The organism is Alteromonas gracilis (assembly GCF_043642145.1).
GTDB lineage: Bacteria > Pseudomonadota > Gammaproteobacteria > Enterobacterales > Alteromonadaceae > Alteromonas > Alteromonas gracilis_B.
The window spans coordinates 1-21,117 of sequence record NZ_JBHZRZ010000016.1 but is presented as its reverse complement, the minus strand read 5'-3'; the positions used below and the strand labels follow the sequence as shown (position 1 = coordinate 21,117).

At 45.0% G+C, this 21,117-nt stretch carries 15 protein-coding genes; 4 read left to right on the top strand and 11 right to left on the bottom strand.

Going from position 1 to position 21,117, the window contains the following annotated elements; all coding sequences use genetic code 11:
- Positions 1 to 4 precede the first annotated feature (4 nt).
- The 5 genes from msrB to malQ all read right to left on the bottom strand — a co-directional run bounded on the left by msrB (position 5) and on the right by malQ (position 9,092).
- On the bottom strand, positions 5 to 433 hold the full coding sequence (msrB, locus tag ACHUFN_RS19095) for a peptide-methionine (R)-S-oxide reductase MsrB (protein WP_394224328.1): 429 nt from the start codon (positions 431 to 433) through the stop codon (positions 5 to 7).
- Positions 434 to 529: 96 nt separating this feature from the next.
- Positions 530 to 2,083 carry an NADP-dependent phosphogluconate dehydrogenase gene (gene gndA, locus ACHUFN_RS19090; protein WP_394224327.1) on the bottom strand — a complete coding sequence of 518 codons (1,554 nt, stop codon included), beginning with the start codon at positions 2,081 to 2,083 and terminating at the stop codon, positions 530 to 532.
- A gap of 340 nt (positions 2,084 to 2,423) precedes the next feature.
- A complete protein-coding gene (gene glgX / locus ACHUFN_RS19085) occupies positions 2,424 to 4,511 on the bottom strand; it encodes a glycogen debranching protein GlgX (RefSeq protein WP_394224326.1) in 2,088 nt (695 codons plus the stop codon).
- A gap of 32 nt (positions 4,512 to 4,543) precedes the next feature.
- Complete coding sequence (glgB, locus tag ACHUFN_RS19080) at positions 4,544 to 6,733, bottom strand: 1,4-alpha-glucan branching protein GlgB (RefSeq protein WP_394224325.1); 2,190 nt, start codon at positions 6,731 to 6,733, stop codon at positions 4,544 to 4,546.
- Positions 6,734 to 6,893: 160 nt separating this feature from the next.
- Entirely contained in the window at positions 6,894 to 9,092 is a 2,199-nt protein-coding gene (gene malQ / locus ACHUFN_RS19075) for a 4-alpha-glucanotransferase (protein ID WP_394224324.1), read from the bottom strand.
- 237 nt (positions 9,093 to 9,329) lie between these two features.
- Here malQ and gap point away from each other — a divergent pair, with 237 nt between their 5' ends.
- Together gap and ACHUFN_RS19065 are read left to right on the top strand one after the other, a co-directional pair.
- Positions 9,330 to 10,325: a type I glyceraldehyde-3-phosphate dehydrogenase gene (gene gap, locus ACHUFN_RS19070; RefSeq protein ID WP_394224323.1), complete on the top strand. Its 996-nt coding sequence runs from the start codon at positions 9,330 to 9,332 to the stop codon at positions 10,323 to 10,325.
- A 179-nt stretch (positions 10,326 to 10,504) separates the two neighbouring features.
- Positions 10,505 to 11,356 (top strand): D-hexose-6-phosphate mutarotase, encoded by an 852-nt coding sequence (locus ACHUFN_RS19065; RefSeq protein ID WP_394224322.1) that lies wholly within the window; start codon positions 10,505 to 10,507, stop codon positions 11,354 to 11,356.
- A gap of 168 nt (positions 11,357 to 11,524) precedes the next feature.
- On the opposite strand, the gene ACHUFN_RS19060 is transcribed toward ACHUFN_RS19065, so the two are convergent.
- The 5 genes from ACHUFN_RS19060 to zwf are packed head-to-tail and all read right to left on the bottom strand — an operon-like array spanning position 11,525 to position 17,149.
- Positions 11,525 to 12,169, bottom strand: coding sequence for a bifunctional 4-hydroxy-2-oxoglutarate aldolase/2-dehydro-3-deoxy-phosphogluconate aldolase (locus ACHUFN_RS19060; protein WP_394224321.1), 645 nt, complete (start codon positions 12,167 to 12,169; stop codon positions 11,525 to 11,527).
- A 3-nt stretch (positions 12,170 to 12,172) separates the two neighbouring features.
- Positions 12,173 to 13,126: a glucokinase gene (gene glk, locus ACHUFN_RS19055; protein WP_394224320.1), complete on the bottom strand. Its 954-nt coding sequence runs from the start codon at positions 13,124 to 13,126 to the stop codon at positions 12,173 to 12,175.
- Positions 13,126 to 14,952 carry a phosphogluconate dehydratase gene (gene edd, locus ACHUFN_RS19050; RefSeq protein WP_394224319.1) on the bottom strand — a complete coding sequence of 609 codons (1,827 nt, stop codon included), beginning with the start codon at positions 14,950 to 14,952 and terminating at the stop codon, positions 13,126 to 13,128. The genes glk and edd overlap by 1 nt, the downstream gene beginning before the upstream one ends.
- Before the next feature lie 9 nt (positions 14,953 to 14,961).
- Positions 14,962 to 15,654, bottom strand: coding sequence for a 6-phosphogluconolactonase (gene pgl, locus ACHUFN_RS19045; RefSeq protein ID WP_394224318.1), 693 nt, complete (start codon positions 15,652 to 15,654; stop codon positions 14,962 to 14,964).
- 1 nt (position 15,655) lies between these two features.
- Positions 15,656 to 17,149 carry a glucose-6-phosphate dehydrogenase gene (gene zwf / locus ACHUFN_RS19040; protein WP_394224317.1) on the bottom strand — a complete coding sequence of 498 codons (1,494 nt, stop codon included), beginning with the start codon at positions 17,147 to 17,149 and terminating at the stop codon, positions 15,656 to 15,658.
- Positions 17,150 to 17,433: 284 nt separating this feature from the next.
- Here zwf and ACHUFN_RS19035 point away from each other — a divergent pair, with 284 nt between their 5' ends.
- On the top strand, positions 17,434 to 18,285 hold the full coding sequence (locus ACHUFN_RS19035; protein WP_014949854.1) for a MurR/RpiR family transcriptional regulator: 852 nt from the start codon (positions 17,434 to 17,436) through the stop codon (positions 18,283 to 18,285).
- A gap of 241 nt (positions 18,286 to 18,526) precedes the next feature.
- Positions 18,527 to 19,963: a pyruvate kinase gene (pyk, locus tag ACHUFN_RS19030; protein WP_394224316.1), complete on the top strand. Its 1,437-nt coding sequence runs from the start codon at positions 18,527 to 18,529 to the stop codon at positions 19,961 to 19,963.
- A 163-nt stretch (positions 19,964 to 20,126) separates the two neighbouring features.
- Here pyk and ACHUFN_RS19025 read toward each other — a convergent pair whose 3' ends face one another.
- Positions 20,127 to 20,504: a hypothetical protein gene (locus ACHUFN_RS19025; protein WP_394224315.1), complete on the bottom strand. Its 378-nt coding sequence runs from the start codon at positions 20,502 to 20,504 to the stop codon at positions 20,127 to 20,129.
- Positions 20,505 to 21,117 lie beyond the last annotated feature (613 nt).

Here is a 21,117-nt window from a genome sequence, read left to right as displayed (position 1 = left end):
GCAATCACCCTTTAACCTCAACGTCGTCTTCACCTTTAAACGTCATAGACAAAGAATTAACGCAATAGCGCTGCCCAGTAGGTGCAGGTCCATCTGGAAAAACATGACCTAAATGCGAACCACACTGTTTGCAGAATATTTCCACTCGGCGCATGCCTAATGACAAATCTTCTCTGTAGTCTACATTTCCATCGTCTAGCTGTTTGTAAAACGACGGCCATCCACAGCCAGCATCAAATTTGGTGTCTGAAGGGAAAAGCGGTGCCTTACAGCACTTGCACACGTACAAACCATCGCGCTGCTCGTCGAGTAACACGCCAGTAAAAGGACGCTCAGTGCCTGCCTCGCGGCACACGTAGTATTCCTCTTCACTGAGGGCCTGTTTCCAGTCTTTATCCGTATTTGGTACGCGTGAATTTTTATCTGTCGTCATAACTTACCTCTTAAAACAAAAAAGGTGTATTTGAAAACAAATACACCTTTATATAGTTTACGCTCAATTGTATGCGTTTGTACTATTTAAATCCTGCTATTTCTTGATAGCTGTTTGTGGTCTTGCCGGATCACTCCACTCAATGTGGTATTTTTTGCCTGCTGGCTTGTCAACACGCTGATAAGTGTGGGCACCAAAGTAATCGCGCTGGCCTTGAAGCAAGTTTGCGGGCAATACCGCCGTACGATATGAATCGTAATAGCTAAGCGCCGACATCATTGCTGGGCAAGGTACACCTGCTAGAGTTGCCTGAGCAATAGACTCACGCCAGTCTGCTTGATACTGCGTAATTTGCTTTGCAAAGAAAGGGTCTAGCAGCAAGTTCGCTAAATCTTCATTGTTCTCATACGCTTGAGAAATAGACTGAAGGAAAACAGCACGAATGATACAGCCCGCGCGCCAAATTTTGGCAATTTCGCCAAACTCTAAAGTCCAACCATGCTCTTTTCCTGCCATTGCCATAAGCTGGAAGCCTTGTGCATAAGCACAAATTTTTGAGCAATATAGCGCCTGTTCCAATTTGTTAATAATGGACATTTTTTCTTCATCGCTAAACGATGGCGCTTCTGGGCCAGCAAGTACTTTACTTGCTGCAACACGCTCGTCTTTCAAACTTGAAAGACTACGGGCGAATACCGCTGATGTAATGGTTTGTGCAGGGCTACCAACTTGAAGTGCGCTCACAGCAGTCCAAAGGCCTGTCCCTTTCTGCCCTGCTCTATCCAGAATAACATCAACAAGCGGTTGATGAGTTTCTGGATCTAGCTGTTCAAGTACCTCAGCACTGATTTCCATTAGGTAGCTATTCAGCTTACCGTCATTCCAACGGCGAAAGACCTCTGCAATTTCAGCAGGTGCCATATGCAGTGCTTCGCGCATTACGTGGTAAGTTTCGCAAATAAGCTGCATATCTGCGTACTCGATACCGTTATGCACCATCTTCACATAGTGACCAGCCCCGACGGGGCCAATGTACGTTGCGCATGGTTCGCCTTCTAACACAGGCTGTCCTGGCGTGTGGCTTTCCAGAGGCTTGCCCGTTTCAGGGTCAACTTTAGCGGCAATAGCTTTAAGCACTGGTTCAATACGAGTCCACGCATAAGGGTTGCCTGAAGGCATTAATGATGGCCCAAAACGCGCGCCAACTTCTCCGCCTGAAACCGCAGTAGAAAAGAAAATAAATTTACCTTTGTACTGCTCTTCACGTGCTACAGAGTCGGTCCACAAGCTGTTTCCAGTATCGACAACGATATCGTCAGCGTGAATACCCGCGTCTATAAGGTGATTACATACGTGGTCAACAGGGTCACCTGCTGGTACAGAAATGATAATTAGATGTGGGGCTTTTAATTTGCTCAAAAGCTCGGTGTAAGAACTGCAGCCTTCAACACGAGGCTCAGTATTTTCGGCCCTTTCGCTTGCGTCTTTAGCTAAAATAGACTCAACTTTATTTTGGTCTAAATCAAAACACGCTACACGATAGCCATGGTCCACTAGGTTCATGGTTAGGTTACTACCCATCACCCCTAAACCGATAAAACCAATATCACACGACTTGTCTTCGTGCGAATTACCACCTTTCTTTTGCATAGGAACACCCTCACATTTCAGATGGCTGCGCATGATACCACCTGAAAGAATAAAGAACAGTCATACATCACAATTTAGTGCGCACTGGTGTAATTGTCACCAGCGGTAAATGTATTTATGACTTCTCGGTAAATTAACACTAGTTTTTGGCGCTTTCTCAGCGTCTTACTTCCTATGCTGTATGAAATTCACACAAAGGTAAAGACTTGAAAATTGGTCTTTCGTGAACGCCTTTTTAAGTTTTAGTTTACAGGCATCAGTGGTGAATTCCTTAACGCTCTATTACTTCGTTTGCTTATTTTCTCAATATGTCACAAACCACGGCTAATAAAGCCACGCTTTAACCAGAGAATTGGGAAAAGCTGAAAAGTGTTAGCGATTTACTGGCCTGTAAAAAAACCTTTTGAATGCAGATAGAAGGTTGCTCTTCTAATGAGCTATAACGGGTATCAAGGTGTATGGTCCACCCGCCTCTAGGTACGACTGTTGGCAAATGAAAGCGCACGTCGTTTTCACTGGCATTGACACATAAAAACCAATGTTCGGGCTTTTGGTCGCCAACTACACAGCCTTTAATTTCAACTCCAAACGCTTTGTTATGATGAGCATTCCAATCTTCAGATGCTTTGTCAGAGCCATCGGGCTTGTACCAATTAATTCCTCTTACATTTCGCGACAGCGTAAAGTTATCGTCGTGTAGTTTTAATTCACTTAACAGAGAGGACGATTGACGCAGTCGAATCACGTACTGACAGAAGCTTAAGAAATCCTGCTTACGCTTATTAAGCTCCCATTTAATCCAGCTAATAGGATTATCTTGACAATACGCATTATTATTGCCGTTTTGAGTTCGACTTAGCTCGTCGCCACCGAGAATATGCGGCGTGCCTTGAGAGAAAATAAGCGTGGCAAATAAGTTACGCTTTTGACGCTCTCGCATAGCAAGAATAGACTCATCATTGGTTTCACCTTCAACGCCGTAGTTAGCAGAAAGATTGTGACCGTGACCGTCTCTGTTTTCTTCCAAATTATCGAGATTGTGACGCTCGGCATAAGTAACAATATCGTGCAGCGTAAAGCCGTCGTGATACGTAACATTATTGACCGACGTACTTATATGCCGATGTCCCTTGTGAAATATATCTCTTGAGCCCATTAAACGAGTAGCAAAATCGGCGGTGACACCGTCATCGCCCCGCCAAAACGCACGCACTGTGTCACGGTATTTGTCATTCACTTCAAGCCATGGGGATAAGAAGTTACCCACTTGATATCCACCGGGGCCAATATCCCATGGCTCAGCTAACAGCACCTTGTCTTGTAGAATAGGGTCGCTACTTATCGCTCTTAACAGACCCGATTTGTTATTGAACTCTTGAGGCTCTCTACCAAGGCACACAGCCAAATCGAACCTAAAGCCATCAATACCTATAACCGATACCCAATGCCGCATAGCATCTAAAATAAGGCCCATCATGAAAGGCTGCGCAGTGTTTATCGTATTACCGCATCCCGAATGATTCGAATAAACCAATTCGCCGTTTTTCGTTTGCTCTAACAAGTACGCCTGATAAGGGCAGAAGCCTTTATAAGACAAAATGGGCCCGCCAGCGCCAGCCTCGGCGGTGTGATTGAAAACCACATCAACAATAACCTCAAGCCCAGCACTATGATAAGCATCAACCATGTCTTTAAGCTCAGCCAACGCATCTGATACACCGTAGCGAGGTTCTGGTGCAAAGAAATTTACCGGATTGTAGCCCCAATAATTAGTGAGGCCCTTCTCTGTAATAAAGGGTTCCGGCATAAAAGAACACAGCGGCATAAACTGCACTGTTGTGATGCCTAATGCTTTCAGGTGCTTAATAACACTGGGGTGCGCCGCACCTATAAACTTGCCTCGGTGTTCCTTGGGAACATCTGGATGCAGTTTAGTAAGCCCTTTAAGGTGAGCTTCGTATACCACGCGCTTATGCTTTGAAATAGCTGGCGAACTGACATGACTAGTCTCGTAATCTTTGTCATTAATCACAATGCACTTTGGGATCATAAATTGAGAGTCATGCATGTACTGCCTTGCATCCCACTTAATCGCGCGGCTTAGCTTCTTTGCGTAAGGGTCGATTAGCAACTTGTCAGTAGGTACTGAGTGCAAGTTCCCCTCACCTCGCTCAACCCGATAGCCATAGTACTGGCCAGCAACAACGCCACTAAAGTGACCATGCCAAACGTCGCCCGTTTTTTCAGGTAACGGATGCTCACTTATGGCTTCTTCAGTGTCGCTATTGAAAAAGCAAACGATGACCGCCCGCGCATCGGGGGCGAACACGGCAAAATTACAGCCATCTTGTGTAATTGTTGCTCCAAGTGGAAAGGCTTTGCCCATTCCACTTTCTACAATAAGCGCGGTATCTCGAATCTCGTTCACAAGGCTCTCAATTTGTTAAATAGCTTAGCTAACTAATCTAGGTTAGTCACATAGAACACAGTGGCAAGAGGCGGAATGGTGATCTCAACCGAATGTGGGCGATCATTCCAGGGAACACTTTGTGTTTCTACATTTGAAACCACATCATACCCGCTTCCCCAATACGCCTTTTCGTCGGTGTTTAACGCCAACGACAATGTGCATGCATCATCTACGCCTATTCTAAAGTTTTTGCGAGGAACAGGCGTGAAATTAGACACTACATAGACTTTCTGTTTGGCGTCTTTTGACGTTCGTACAAATGACACAACACTTTGGTCAGCATTGTTGTGATCTATCCAAGCGAAACCAGTAGGTTCGTGATCTTGTTCGTAGAGTGCAGGTGTGGACGTATAAAGGTGATTAAGTGCTTTGTAGAGAGCTTGCACGCCTTTATGTTTTTCATAGTCAAGAAGATGCCAATCTAAGCTGCTGTCATGGTTCCACTCACGGGCTTGCGCTAGTTCGTTGCCCATGAAGTTTAGCTTTTTACCGGGGTGCCCGTACATAAACCCAGCATAACAGCGAAGATTCGCTGCTTGTTGCCATTCATCTCCTGGCATTTTGTGAAGCATACTGCCTTTGCCATGCACCACTTCGTCATGTGAAATAGGCAAAACGAAATTCTCGTCAAAGGCATAGACCATACTGAAGGTGATATCACCATGATGGTAGTGTCGATAAGCCGGGTCTTTGGCGATGTAGTGCAACGAGTCGTGCATCCAACCCATGTTCCACTTGAAGCCAAAGCCTAACCCGCCCTCAAATACTGGTCGCGACACTTTGGGAAATGACGTAGATTCCTCTGCAATGGTCATCGCATCAGGGAAGTGCTTATATACTTCTTCATTCATCCATTTAAGCAAGCTTATTGCTTCGTAGTTTTCGTTACCACCATCTACGTTCGGGATCCACTCGCCGTCATTTCGCGAGTAGTCTAAATACAGCATGGATGCGACAGCGTCTACGCGTAAGCCGTCAACGTGAAATTTGTCTAGCCAAAATAATGCATTGGCAACTAAGAATTGGCGAACCGTGTCTTTACCAAAATCATAGATACAAGAATTCCAATCAGGGTGCCACCCTTTCCTTGGGTCGTCGTATTCATACACGCAAGAGCCATCAAATCTAGCTAAGCCGTGTCCGTCTTCTGGGAAATGCGCTGGCACCCAATCGATTATAACGCCTACACCCGCTTGGTGACATTTGTCTACGAAGTACTTGAAGTCATCGGGATTGCCGAATCTGCTAGTAGGCGCAAACATGCCAACTGGCTGGTATCCCCATGAACCGTCAAAAGGAAACTCAGAAATAGGCAATAATTCAACATGGGTATATCCCATTTCGCTCACATAGCTAATTAGGTCGTCGGCCAGTTCTTGATAAGTAAGGTAACGCGCTTCTGTCTCAAGTCCTGGGCGCTTCCAAGAGCCTAGATGTACTTCATATATGCTCATGGGGTTATGGTACTTATCCCCTTTACGCTTTTCCATCCATTCGCTGTCATTCCACTGATAACTATTGTGGTTATAAATTTTTGAGGCATGCGAAGGATATTGCTCCGCACTAAAACCCAGCGGGTCAGCTTTGTGTGGTAAATCGTGGCCGTGTGCGTCTTTTACGTGATATTTATAGCGCTCGCCTTCGCTTAACTCAGGTACAAACAGTACCCAATACCCCATTGAAGTTTTTTCCATTGGATGAGCGCGACCGTCCCACTGATTAAAATCGCCAATTAACGAGACGGTGCTCGCATTGGGAGCAAATACACAAAACCTAACTCCACTTAGCGCATTACCTTGCGCAGTCGTCACATCAACTAGTTGTGCGCCCGCTTGCTTGTACAAATTCTCTGGCGCGCTATCGATATAATGCACGGCATAGTAAGCCTGCTCGTGGAATTGGTAAGGGTCAATAGTGCCTTTGCTGTCTGACGAACCGTTCACAACAACACGGTATACATCGCCTTTGTAATTTTTGGGAAGTGGCGCTTCAAACAGCCCGCCATTGTCTTTGGACGTGATAACTAAATCAGTTAGCGCAGAATTTTCCCATTTAATCGTTATCTCGCTGGCGTTCGGTCGCCATACTCGAAGTATCGCTCCTCGTTCACTGTTGATGACACCTAGATGGGAAAACGGTTGAGAACAAACTACCTGTTCAAACTGCTGCGCTAATTGCATTCGCTACTCCTAGTAAAAACCCGCATGATAGCGGGTTGAATTGAGAGCTTGACGGTGTTCACCTGAATCAAGCTCTATCATAAGTACCATCGTGGCACTTTATCTTACTCTTTAAAGTTGCCTAAGCAACTGTGCATTACCAATCTATGATTACGACGAATTAGCCTTGGCTTGCTTGCTTTCGTGCTTGAGTAAGTTTAGACGCTAACTCATTTATATCATTTCTTTCAAACATCGACTCGATATTCTCAGTCAGTTTTCTACGCCAGTTTGGATACTCGTCAAAAGTGCCTGGAATATTCACTGGCTTATCCATTTCTAACCAATCTTCTAACTGAAGGCTTAGCAACGCACTCGAACCGCCAGCCATGTGCACTTGCATACCGTTGTTCAGTTCGCGATTCATTCCAGTGTAATTAACATCGTGACCTACGTTGTCACTTACTGAGCCATGACCATGCAGCGTATCAAGAATGGCCTGTTTGTTTTCGTGACGGTCAGCATAAAGAGTCTGAAGAATTTCTTCCGTTGGATAAAGACCTATTTCTTTACCTAACTCAAGGTCTAGGCAATGCCAGTAACCAATTAGCGTTGGCATGTCGTGCGTGGTCAATGTAGACATTGACTGAACCGGGTAATGGCTTGGTGAGAAGAAACCACCGTCTTCTGCTTGCTCAAAGAAAAATACGCGATATGAGTACACCCCGTTTTCAGCTAGCTTACTACGAATTTCTTCTGGAACAGTACCAAGGTCCTCTCCAATAACTAGGCTTTGGTTACGGTGACTTTCCAGTGCCAAAATGCCTAGCAAATCATCAACCGGATAATAAACGTAGCCGCCATCTTTCGCATTATCACCTTTCACTACCCACCACAAACGCAATAGCGCCATCACATGGTCAATGCGCAGTGAGCCAGAAGATGCCATGTTTGAAGCGAACAAATCGATGATTGGCTGATAGCCTTGCTCGTAAAGCTTACGAGGGTCCATAGGAGGTAGCCCCCAATTCTGACCAAGCGGGCCTAAAATATCAGGCGGCGCGCCCACGCTTGCACCAGTACAATACAGATCTTTGTTGCCCCAAATCTCAGCACTACCTTCACTGACACCTACCGCTAAATCGCGATAAAGGCCAATTGTCATACCTGCATCTGTTGCTTTGTTGCTAGCACGCTCAAGCTGTTGTGCCGCAATCCACTGTAGGAATAAGTAAAACTTAACTTCTTGCTCGTTTGCTTTTTTGAATTTAGCAACTGCAGGGTTGTGGTAGTCCTTGTACTCTTTAGGGAATACAGGCCAGCCCCAGCTGTCTTTGCCTTCAGCTTTAAGATGTGATTGCAACGCATCGTACACTGCCAGCATATCTAAGCTTTCACCACCCGCTTCAACAAACGCCTTGAATGCTTTGTTTTGCTTAGTGTTCTTGCGAAGGTGCTTAGCGTCATATACGTCGAACACCGCTTTAAGTGCAGCAAGTTTCACGTGAGCTACCGCTTCGTAGTCAACATGCTCAACGTTGCGCGCATGTTCAAGTGCTGCTTTAAATTCGTCACTTTGAACCACTGATTGCACTGACTCGTCGTCGTAACCGTCAATAGCAGTTACATCAATGTACAAATAATTTAACCAACGACGTGAACTTGGTCCGTATGGCGAACACGCATTAGGGTTTGCAGGATAAAGTGCATGAATAGGGTTTAGTCCGATGAAGTCGGCACCTACACCTGCAGCTTTTTCAATAAGTAGCGCTAGGTCAGAAAAATCCCCAATACCCCAGTTCTTTTCGCTGCGCACACAATAAAGCTGAACACTTAGGCCCCAAATCTTTTTACCTTCTTTAATCTCAGTTGGTGTGTAGCACGCCTGCGGCGCCACAATTAAACGAGAGCGTGCAAATTCATCATTGTCTGCACTTAACGCGACATTATGATAACCAAGCGGTAAATCTAAAGGTAACGTCACAACGTATTCATGAAACTCAACGTCATCAATGTGCGCCATAGTTGTCATTTCTTGGTCAACTGGCGTGAATTCATGCGTTAGGATGTCACCATTTTCACAGGTAACCGTTAGCGTGTGGTCATCGTTTACAAGCTCGATGGGTAAACGTACCGCTAGATTTATTTCTTGCGTATTGCGAACAACTTGTACCGGATTTAACGGCGACAACCACACCGACTTGATATCTTGTGTTATCTGAGACTGAATTTTTTCATCAGTACTAGTGTCATAGCCAAGTGTATTAAGCAATTTTGCTTTACTTGATTCTGCGATGGTTGCTGGCTTTCCCCATGCGTCGACGTATCGGGTCTCAATACCTCGCATTTCAACCAGTTGTTGCAGAAGTTGTTGTGTCATTGTGTGTCATTCCTGTTATTCGGTGAAAGACGCAGAGGCTGTAAAGTGCTAAGAGCGTCTACAAACAATTTTTTAACATTATTCTAGAAACGAAGGCTTGGTGAAATCTGAATACGATTGCAATAGCACTTGTTCGTAATTTTGCAACACTTTACCTTTTTATTTTGCTAATTATGGCATTTTGATCCATACTTTACGTAATTTATTTTCATTTTATTTAAATAATCGGGGTACGTTATGACAATTCGCATCGGTATCAATGGTTTTGGCCGTATTGGACGCCTAGTAATGCGCGCAGCTGCAGAACGCAACGACATCGAAGTTGTTGCAATAAACGACTTACTAGACACGGACTACATTGCTTATCTATTGAAATACGACTCGACTCACGGTTTATTCGACGGTGAAGTTACAGTAGATAACAATAGCCTAGTTGTAAACGGCAAAACTATCCGTATTACATCAGAAAGAGACCCAGCAGCACTTAAGTGGGATGAAGTAGAAGTAGACGTAGTTGTGGAATCAACAGGTCTATTCCTAACTAAAGAGACAGCGGCTAAGCACATTGAAGCGGGCGCGAAGAAGGTTGTTATGTCTGCGCCATCTAAAGACGACACGCCAATGTTCGTAATGGGCGTTAACCACGACAGCTACGCTGGCGAGGCTATTGTTTCAAATGCGTCTTGTACAACTAACTGTCTTGCTCCGCTTGCAAAAGTGCTAAATGATAAATTTGGCATTGTGGATGGTCTTATGACAACCGTTCACGCAACTACTGCTACACAGAAAACAGTCGACGGTCCTTCGATGAAAGACTGGCGCGGTGGTCGTGGCGCAGGTCAAAACATCATTCCATCATCTACAGGCGCAGCGAAGGCGGTAGGTAAAGTAATTCCTGAGCTTAACGGTAAGTTAACAGGTATGGCATTCCGCGTACCTACGCCAAACGTTTCAGTGGTTGACCTTACTGTTAACCTTGCGAATCCTGCGAGCTACGATGAAATCTGTGCCGCAATGAAAGAAGCATCAGAAGGCGAACTTAAAGGTATTATGGGTTATACAGAAGATGCCGTAGTATCTAACGACTTTGTTGGTGATGCGCGTACATCAGTATTTGACGCAACTGCGGGTATCGCACTAACTGACACATTCGTTAAGCTTGTATCTTGGTACGATAACGAGTGGGGTTATTCAAACAAGGTTCTTGACCTTGTTGCTCACATTACAAAGTAATTAACAAAGATTTACGCAAATAGTTAAACTAATTGCGTTAAAGTTGAGTTAATCTAAAGGTGCGAACACTATGTTTGCACCTTTTTTGTTATGTGTGGTCTTATCTTTTAGTAAATCGATGTCTCTGCGACAATGATTTTCCTGTCGCTTGCTTTTTCTTTTCAGTCCAAGGAGGGTTCATGCCACCTGTTAGTTCAGTTACCGTTAGCGAGTCGAATGGACTCACGTTTTTAGACGTCAGCAATTCACTTGCGTCTGCACGTATCAGCCTGTTCGGCGGTCATGTCTTATCTTACATTCCCAAAAGCGATGATAAAGAGCGACTTTGGGTGAGCCCGCATGCGTATCTAAATGGCGAACGCCCAATTCGCGGAGGGATCCCGGTGTGCTGGCCTTGGTTTAGCGATGATCACGGCCGTGATAAAGGCGCCCTACCTGCACATGGTTTTTTACGGACACAGGTTTGGAAGCTTGTGCACTCAAAAGACACTGACAAAGGTACAACCATCGAGCTCTCACCAAGTTTTACGCGCGCAGAAGGGTTTGAAAACGACTGTAAGGTAACCATGCAAATTAACGTGGGTGAAACAATGGAAGTGTCACTCATTACAGAAAATAGCGGCGTTACCTCATTCGATTTTAACTGTGCGCTACACAGTTATTTCCACGTGAACCATATTCAAAAAACACTGCTAAACGGCATTGAAGGCGATTATAAAGACAAGCTGGATCATTGGGCTTTAAAAGCAACGCCTAACCCATACACCATTACAGGTGAAACTGACCGCATTCATCTTGCACCTATCAAAGCGACTGAAATTGAGGTTGATGGCGATCCATTTACAGAAGTGCTGTCAGAAGGCAATGACTCGTTAGTCGTATGGAATCCGTGGCAAGGCGCGGCATCTATTTCAGATATGGACGCATTCGGATACAAGCATATGCTTTGCGTAGAAACATCACTGACTCAGGGCAAAACGCTAGCGCCTGGCGAGAGCCACACGCTTAAACAAACCATATTACCGAGATAAGCTTATCGAAATTCGTCTGCTGGCCATGTGTACTTTGTTAATGGTGCAGTTTCCAAAAAGCGAAATATAGATAAGTAAATATTTTATATCCGCCGACATTGGTATTTAATGTAATGAAAAAAAACCTGCCAATTGGCAGGTTTTTTATTTAATAGCACTATGCACGAATTATTGCTTAGCGCCTGCAACCGCTTCTTTCGCAAGCTGAGTAATACGCGCCCAATCACCAGATTCAATAGCATCGTCAGGTGCTAACCAAGAACCACCTACGCACTTAACATTTTTAAGCGCTAGATAATCATTGTAGTTGTTAGGGCCAATACCGCCTGTTGGGCAGAAAGTTACGTCAGGAAAAGGTCCGCTGATAGACTTAATTGCTTTGACGCCACCCGATGCTTCAGCAGGGAAGAATTTCATATGGGTATAACCCGCGTCTTTACCCTTCATCAAGTCTGACGTAGAAGAAATACCAGGAATAAGCGGAATGTCTGCTTCCATGCCTGCTTTTAGCAAGTCAGCTGTCATACCTGGGCTTATTGCAAACTTAGCGCCGGCTTCCACTACCGCTTTAAGCTGCTGAGCATTGGTCACCGTTCCAGCGCCAATCAAAGAATCAGGGACTTCTTGTGCAATTCGCTTAATCACGTCAATGGCCGCTTCAGTACGCAAAGTCACTTCTAAAACTTTGATACCACCTTCCATCAGCGCTTTTGCCAGAGGAACGGCTTTTTCTACATCGTTAATAACTAGTACAGGTACAACTGGACCAGCCGCAAAAATTTCCTCTGGTGAATATTTCCATTTTGTTGTCATAATTTAGCTCGCTGTATTTTGATTCAGATATGCAGCTGCACCCAATAGTCCATGATCAGGCTCTGCAATGAGATAGGTGGGAATGTCTTTCACGTAGTGCTTCATTTGCCCTTTTGCTTCAAAACGCGCTCTAAAGTCGCTGTTTTGAATGAACTCAGGGAAACGGTTTGCAATACCACCACCAATGAAGATGCCGCCCGTAGTCGCCATGTTAAGTGCTAGGTTACCAGCGAAGCTTCCCATGATACGACAGAATTGGGTTAGCGTTGCTTCTGCAATTTTACATGTGCCGTTTAATGCTGCTTCAGTAATTTGAGCAGGCTCTTTGAAGACAATCGGCGCTGCGGCATGAGTCGCTAATGCGGTATAGATGTTGTACAAACCTCGGCCTGACATTACCTCCTCCGCAGAGGCGCGCCCAAGCGTTGCTTGCAAATGGCGCCACACTACTACATCGGTTTCATCAACCGGTGCAAAGTCAACATGACCACCTTCGCCGTCTAGTGTTTGCCATCCAGCAGAAGTCATGGTGATGTGCTCAACACCTAAACCTGTACCCGGGCCGAAAACAGCGATGTTGCCGTTAGGTTTTGCAGTACCTTCACCAATCTGCACAACTTGCTCTTCTCCCAACACGGGCAAAGAATGCGCAACCGCGGTAAAGTCGTTTATGACATATAAGGCATCAAGCTTAAGCTGCGAGCGTAACGCGTTTTGCGAAAACGCCCAGCTGTGATTTGTCATTTCTACTTGGTCGCCAAGTACTGGACACGCAATTGCAATGCAACCTTGTGTGAAATCGTACTGCGGCATGTCTGTGAAATATTGTTCAATTGCAAGATCGATACTGGCAAAGTCGTTGCACATATATTTTTTGATGTCGGCTACACCAGACTCGGTCACTCTCGCAACACGAATGTTCGTTCCGCCGACATCAGCCACAAACTTCTGGCTCATTATGATTGCTCCTGCTTATAAAACAGCGAGCATGCACCTTCTTCTGCGCCCGTTAGAATTGCACGAATACCTGCAAACATTTCGCGTCCCATACCTACATGGTGCTTCGCCAGATTGGCTGGGGCCGCTTCACGTGCAGCAAGGGTTTCTTCATCAACATGCAGCGTTAGCGCGCCAGTTTGTGAGTTTAGCTCGATAATGTCGCCCTCTTGCACTTTAGCAAGTAGACCGCCCTTATACGCTTCTGGAGTCACGTGGATAGCAGCAGGCACTTTACCTGATGCACCAGACATACGGCCATCAGTCACAAGCGCAACTTTGAAGCCACGATCTTGAAGCACGCCTAGCGGAGGCGTTAAGCGGTGCAACTCTGGCATGCCTATGGCCGATGGTCCTTGGAAGCGTACCACTACAATACAGTCTTTATCTAACTTGCCAGATCTAAACGCTTCATCCAATTCAAACTGGTCTTCAAACACAATCGCTGGCGCTTTAATGCTGCAGTGCGGAGTACGAAGCGCTGACGTCTTAAGAACACCACGGCCTAAATTACCTTGCAGTACACTCAGGCCACCGTCTGGCTTAAATGGTGCGTCAATTGAGGCGAGTACTTCTTTATCTAGTGACTCAGTTGGGCCGTCACGCCATTCCAACTCACCGTCTTTTAACGTAGGCTCTTTCGTGTAGAAGTCTAGACCTTCACCACAAATCGTTTTAACGTCATTGTGTAATAGGCCCGCATCAAGCAACTGCTTGATCAGCAGTGACATACCGCCAGCAGCAACAAAGTGGTTTATGTCTGCAGAACCGTTCGGGTAAATACGTGTCATTAGCGGAGTGGCACTTGAAAGATCTGAGAAGTCATCCCAGTTCACGATATAACCTGCAGCACGTGCTACTGCGATAAGGTGCATGGTATGGTTAGTTGAACCACCTGTCGCAAGAAGACCCACAAGACCGTTAACAATCGCCTTTGCGTCCACGATGTGACCAATTGGCGTGTAATTATCACCAAGGTCGGTCAAGCGCGTAGCTTGAACAGCAGCGGCTTTGGTTAGCGCATCACGCAGTGGCGTACCTGGGTTAACAAATGAAGAGCCCGGCAAGTGCAAGCCCATCATTTCAACCACTAGCTGATTAGAGTTTGCCGTGCCGTAGAAAGTACAGGTACCCGCAGAGTGGTAAGACTGTGATTCGGCTTCAAGCAGTGCGTCACGCCCTACTTTGCCCTCAGCAAATTCTTGACGAACGCGTGCTTTTTCTTTGTTTGGAAGACCCGAAGGCATTGGACCAGCTGGAACAAATACCGTTGGTAAGTGACCAAAAGTCAGTGAGCCTAAAAGCAGCCCAGGCACAATTTTGTCACAAATACCTAGCATCAATGCACTATCAAACATGTTGTGTGAAAGCGCAATGGCAGCACCTTGAGCAATGTTGTCACGGCTCATTAGGCTCAAGTCCATTCCTGACTGGCCTTGCGTAACACCATCACACATGGCAGGCACACCGCCTGCGAATTGTGCAACACTACCTACTTCTTTAACTGCTTCTTTGATGATTGCAGGGTAAGTCTCGTAAGGTTGGTGAGCCGAAAGCATATCGTTATACGCAGAAACAATCGCCACATTGGCTTTCGTCATAGAGCGTAAGTCAGATTTTTCGCTGGTGCCACACGCTGCAAAACCATGGGCAAGGTTGCCGCATGATAACGCGCCTCGGTGAGGCCCTTGACGTCTAGCGTTTTCAATTTTTTCTAAATACGCTTTACGCGTTTCTTTACTACGCTCGATAATTCGTTGCGTAACTTCAGCAATTATTGGATTCATGTTTGTCTCCTATGGCGCCCACATCAAGGTAACTGACGCACGGTTAACTACGGCGGTGATGGGCTTTTGCGCTTCGGTGGCATTTTCAATAGCGTCTAACAGCACTTGCTTTTTCTTTTCACCAGTTAAGTGTAAGAAAACATGACGGCTATTAAGTAACGCAGGTAACGTTAATGAAATACGTTGATGAGGTGCTGTTGTAGGTTGAACAGCAATGCAGGTCCTGCCGCTGCTCATATCTAAGCCGTCATGTACTTGCTCAGAACAAGGGAATAGCGACGCAGTGTGACCGTCTTCCCCCATTCCAAGAATTAATGCATCGAAAGGCTGAGACATACTTGCTAAATTGGATTCAGCGGCACTTACGCCTTCGCTTGCATCATCAGCATCGTTTTTCAGTTCGATGAAACGCGCTGCAGCGGCTTTATTTTGAATTAAATTATTTTTTACTAGGCTGGTATTGCTTGCTTCATGATCTTCGTTAACCCAACGCTCGTCAGCCAGAGTGATGTCAACCTTATCCCACTCAAGGTCGGTCTCGCTCAGTTGTTTGAAAAGCGCAAGAGGCGTACGACCGCCACTCACAACAAGCGACGCACGTCCACGAGTTTTAATACCTGTTTTTAAAATGCTTACCAAGTCTTTCGCGAACGCATCGGTCAGTGCATCAGGTGTTTCAAATGATAGTGTTGTTAACGCCATATTATTTCTTCTTCCCTGTTTTGCTTTCGTACCAGCTACGGCTTTCACGCGCTAGAAGGCCAATTGAATCAACTGGGCCCCAAGTACCAGCCTGATATGGCTCTGGTGGCTCGCTTGATTGCTTCCACGCTTCTAGAATCGAATCAACCCATGTCCAGGCTTGTTCAATTTCATCACGGCGTACGAATAGCGCCTGATTACCTAGCATCACTTCAAGAAGCAGCTTTTCGTAGGCATCAGGAATACGCTCGTCAGCAAATGCTTCAGAGAAACTCAAATTAAGCTTAGACTTTTGCAGGTCCATTGAACCAGAGCTGGTTAATCCAGGCACTTTGTTCATAACAGTGATTTCAACACCTTCATCAGGCTGTAATCGAATAACCAATTTATTTGGCGGAAGGTTTTTAAAGCTGTCGCCGAATAAGTTGTGCGGCTGACGTTTAAAGTAAATAACAACTTCGCTCACCTTGGTAGGCATGCGCTTGCCCGTGCGTAGATAAAATGGCACACCCGCCCAACGCCAGTTGTCAATTTCCGCTTTAATTGCAACAAAGGTTTCAGTTTTACTCTGAGTATTGGCCCCTTCTTCTTCAAGGTAGCCTGGTACTTCCTCACCTTTTACAAAACCTGAGGTATACTGACCACGAACTGTGCTTTCGTTGATGTTAAACGAATTAATAGGACGAAGCGCCTTAAGCACCTTAAGTTTCTCGTCACGAATACTGTCAGCGTCAAGGGTTGTCGGAGGCTCCATCGCAACCAAGCTTAAAATTTGAAGCAAATGGTTTTGTACCATGTCACGCATTTGGCCTGCGTCGTCAAAGTAACCCCAACGACCTTCAATACCTACAGATTCAGCCACAGAGATCTGAACGTGGTCGATACAATTGTGATCCCAGTTTGTGGCGAAAATAGAGTTGGCAAAACGCAGCGACACTAGGTTAAGTACGGTTTCTTTACCTAAGTAGTGGTCAATGCGGTAAATTTGCTTTTCGTCGAAGTATTCAGCAACTTGTTCGTTGATAACTTTAGAAGAAGCTAGGTCATGACCAATTGGCTTTTCAAGTACAACGCGTACGCTTGAATCGATGATTTTACAGCTGTGCAGCCCACGACAGATATCGCCGTAAATAGCTGGCGGTGTAGCTAAATAGCACACCATTGTTCTGGTTGGGTCAACGTGGTCGTCTAATACGCAATAACTTTCAACGTCTTTCATGTCTACGCATGCATAATGCAATCGCGCTTTCATTCTTTCCCAAGTTGCTTCACACAAGTTCTTTTCACCAAACTTGATGAGATTAGCGTGAACTTCTTCAATGTAAGCCTCTAATTCCATTTCTTGACGCGCAACACCTACGATGGTGGTGTCTGGATGCATCAAGTTTGCTTTTTCAAGCTGGTATAAGGAAGGCAACAACTTGCGTCGTGAAAGATCTCCCAGTGTACCAAAAAGTACAAAATCACAGGGTTCGTAGGAATTATCCAATACCATATTCGTCGACCTTTTAAATGTATGTGTTCGCGGTGTGTTATACAATTGTTTACAACACCAACGACTATTTTTACCGTATAGTTAACACTAAATGTAGTAAAATTACAACTTGAACCAACTCTAGGTTCTGAATCTTTGCAGTTTCTTTCAGTTTACTCACTTTTAACCTGTTTGAAACAACAAAAATTGTCAAAAAATTACATTTTTCTTGTCACAGTCGTCACATTGAGTACTATTACACGCGTACCTTACAATAATTTGTGCTAACCAATTGCTATATCTGTATGAACATTTTAGAAAAAATCACACAAAACCAAGCGGCATTCAGTAAATCTGAGAAGAAGGTAGCTGAAGTAATTTTAGCTAACCCACAAACAGCCATTCATTCGAGTATAGCAACCCTCGCTAAGATGTCGGATGTGAGTGAGCCTACTGTGAATCGTTTTTGTCGACGACTCGACACGAAGGGGTTCCCAGACTTTAAACTTCACCTTGCGCAAAGCTTAGCTAATGGCACCCCTTACGTTAATCGCCATGTTGATGAGAACGATAGCCCCGACGAATATACTAACAAAATATTTGAGTCAACCATGGCGTCATTAGAAGTGGCACGCCAGTCAGTAGATGTTAACGTTGTTAATCGCGTTGTTGATTTACTTACACAAGCACAGAAAATTTCTTTCTTTGGTCTTGGCGCTTCAGCATCTGTTGCACACGACGCACTAAACAAATTCTTTCGTTTTAATGTACCTGTGGTCTACTTCGAAGATATCCTCATGCAGCGAATGAGCTGTATGAACTGCTCTGATGGCGACGTTGTGGTGCTTATCAGCCACACTGGACGCACAAAAAGCCTTGTTGAAATTGCGCAAATAGCTCGTATGAATGACGCAACGGTAGTCGGAATTACCTCAGCAGACAGCCCGTTAGCACAAGAATGTAGCTATGTACTTTCTTTGGAAGTGCCAGAAGATACAGACATGTATATGCCAATGGCCTCTCGAATTGCCCAGCTTACGCTTATTGACGTGCTTGCAACGGGTTTTACCCTTCGCCGAGGAAACAAGTTTAGAGAGAATTTAAAGCGCGTTAAGGACACCTTGCGCGGCTCTCGTTATGAAAAGCGTGGGGAATAGTCAATTTAATTGACTATTGATCTTGCAGAGCTTCTGGCCGTAATAATTATGGCTCAATAAATCAGCGAAACTACCTAACTGGTCGAGCCAGTTAGGCGTTTTTGTTTCTTTCATTCACATTTTTGTCAAATTCAACTATTATTCTGTAATAAAATTACGTAAAGCGATTACAGGTAGACCGTTTAAACGCGTTGCCTACCACTCTTTGTCTTTTCTAACTTAGAAACAGCGACGGAATAACATGACCAGAAGAACGAAAATTCTTGCCACCCTTGGACCTTCAACCGACTCACTTGAAAAAATACAAGCGCTAATTGCCGCTGGCGCCAATACGGTACGCATGAATTTTTCACACGGACAAGCTGAAGATCATATCGAGCGCGCTAAACGCGTTCGTCAGGCAGCGAAGAACTTAGGTAAATATGTAGCCATTTTAGGCGATCTTCAGGGTCCTAAAATTCGTGTTGCTCGTTTTTCAGAAGGCTCAGTTCGTTTAGACATAGGTGCAACGTTCATTCTTGACGCTGAACTCGGGCGTGACGAAGGTGACGTTAATCAAGTAGGTATCGACTATAAAGCGTTACCTGATGATGTCTCTGCAGGTGATATTCTACTGCTTGACGACGGTCGAATTCAGTTAAAGGTGACTGGCGTTGAAGGCCGTAAAGTTATTACCGAAGTTACTGTTGGTGGTAAGCTGTCTAATAACAAAGGTATCAACCGTCAAGGCGGTGGTCTTTCTGCTGACGCGCTTACCGATAAAGACAAAGAAGACATCAAAACAGCCGCTAAAATTGGCGTTGACTATTTAGCGGTTTCGTTTCCTCGCAGTGGCGCAGACTTAAACTACGCAAGAGAACTTGCTGAAGCGGCAGGCTGCTACGCTAAAATCTGTGCAAAAGTAGAGCGCGCTGAAACGGTTGCGACCGACGAAGCAATGACTGATATCATCAGTGCTTCAGACGCGGTAATGGTTGCTCGTGGTGACTTAGGTGTTGAAATTGGTGATGCTGAACTTGTTGGCGTTCAAAAGAAGCTGATTGCCCGCTCTCGCCAGTTAAACAAAGTTGTTATCACCGCCACGCAGATGATGGAATCGATGATAGACAGCCCTATGCCAACTCGCGCAGAAGTAATGGACGTTGCGAACGCGGTGCTAGATGGCACTGACGCTGTTATGCTTTCTGCTGAAACGGCGGCTGGTAACTACCCTATCGAAACGGTTGCCGCAATGGCACGAGTATGCGAAGGCGCAGAGACGCATCCTAGCGTTAAAATCTCAAAGCACCGCATGGATGAGCAATTTGCATCAACAAGCGAGTCAATTGCCCTTTCAGCCGTTTACGCCGCCAACCATTTGCCTAGCGTTAAAGCAATTGTGGGCTTAACGGAGAGCGGCTCTACGCCAACACTTATGTCGCGCATTACCACTTCACTGCCGATAATTGCGATGTCTCGTCACGAATCGACGCTAAACACTATGGCGCTTTGCCGCGGTGTTAAACCGGTTTATTTCGACTCATCAAAAAGCGAACCTGGTCGCTTAAAATACGATGTAATTGCATCGCTTAAAGAGAAAGGTTTAGTGAGAAGTGGTGATAGCATCATACTAACTTACGGCGATGAAATGGAAAAAGTAGGCGCAACAAATACGCTGAAAATTGTAGACGTCGAATAAAACTTTATTGATAGAAAAAGCGAAGCACATGCTTCGCTTTTTTTTATCTGTAACTTGCCAACGCTGCGATAAGCGACAATATTCAACAATTACGTTTCAATGACCTTAGCGGTGTCTTTACAACCCCTTCAAGACAAGGGGCGTTTTATCAAACCACAAACGATTATATTGCCTGAGCTGTGTAAGTTTTAGCTTCTTGATTAACGTCATTTGCGTACTGCGTAAGATGATGGCCTAAAATATTCTCAGCACGTTCCACATATTCTTCACGCTTAAACGCCCAGCCTCTTAAATCTGCTTGTTTGGCTTGCGTAATATAATAGTCTAAACGCGTTTTCCTCAATAAGTGCGTCTTTTTAGTCAAATCGAACTCTACTAACGAAAACGCGCTTTCAATTTGCCTGATGTCGGCGTGAACTGGCCTCTCTGCATCTTCAGCCGTAGCTTGGCTGACAGACAGCTTCCCCTGCCCGATTACACCCACAATAACTATAATCGCCGATAACACTAAACCCGAATACACCCACTTTAAAAAGTTCATTTCTCACTCCTTGAACAATTTTGAACGGCTGCTAATTCTGCTAACGAAAACCATCCAACTCACATAGGTAGCGCTCAATTCGCGATCGCCATGCTTCGATTTCGTAGAACAGCAGCATTGCCTAGCAATAGCCTTATTAACATTTGCTTGCTTGGTCTTACGTATACATGCAGCAGATTTCATACCACCAAGAGATTTTCATTAAAAACAATAAGATACAAAAAAACAGAACTACTACTAAAGTAGTAGAAGGAACTTTCTACACTGCGAAGGAGAATTTTTTCACTGCTGATATTTCTAATATACGCAGCGAAAAAAGACGCTGAGTTCTTAAGCATTACTCATTTGAGTTTGCAATGTGCCAACGCTATTGAGGCTAGTTCATACAGAAGGCAAAACGATGATTAGGCTTCCTTTTCGGGTTCAACTTTTTTTGGGAAAACATAGCTAGCAACGGATGCTTGCTGCTTGCTGCTTGCTAGGAAAATTATCGGCAAAAGATACGAGTAGTAGGTAATGAAAAAAGGGGCCAGAGGCTAATGCCGATCAGTTAAGAAATATTTTAGCGATCGGTTGACCGATCTTTTATAGATGTAAAAATCCGATGAGCACT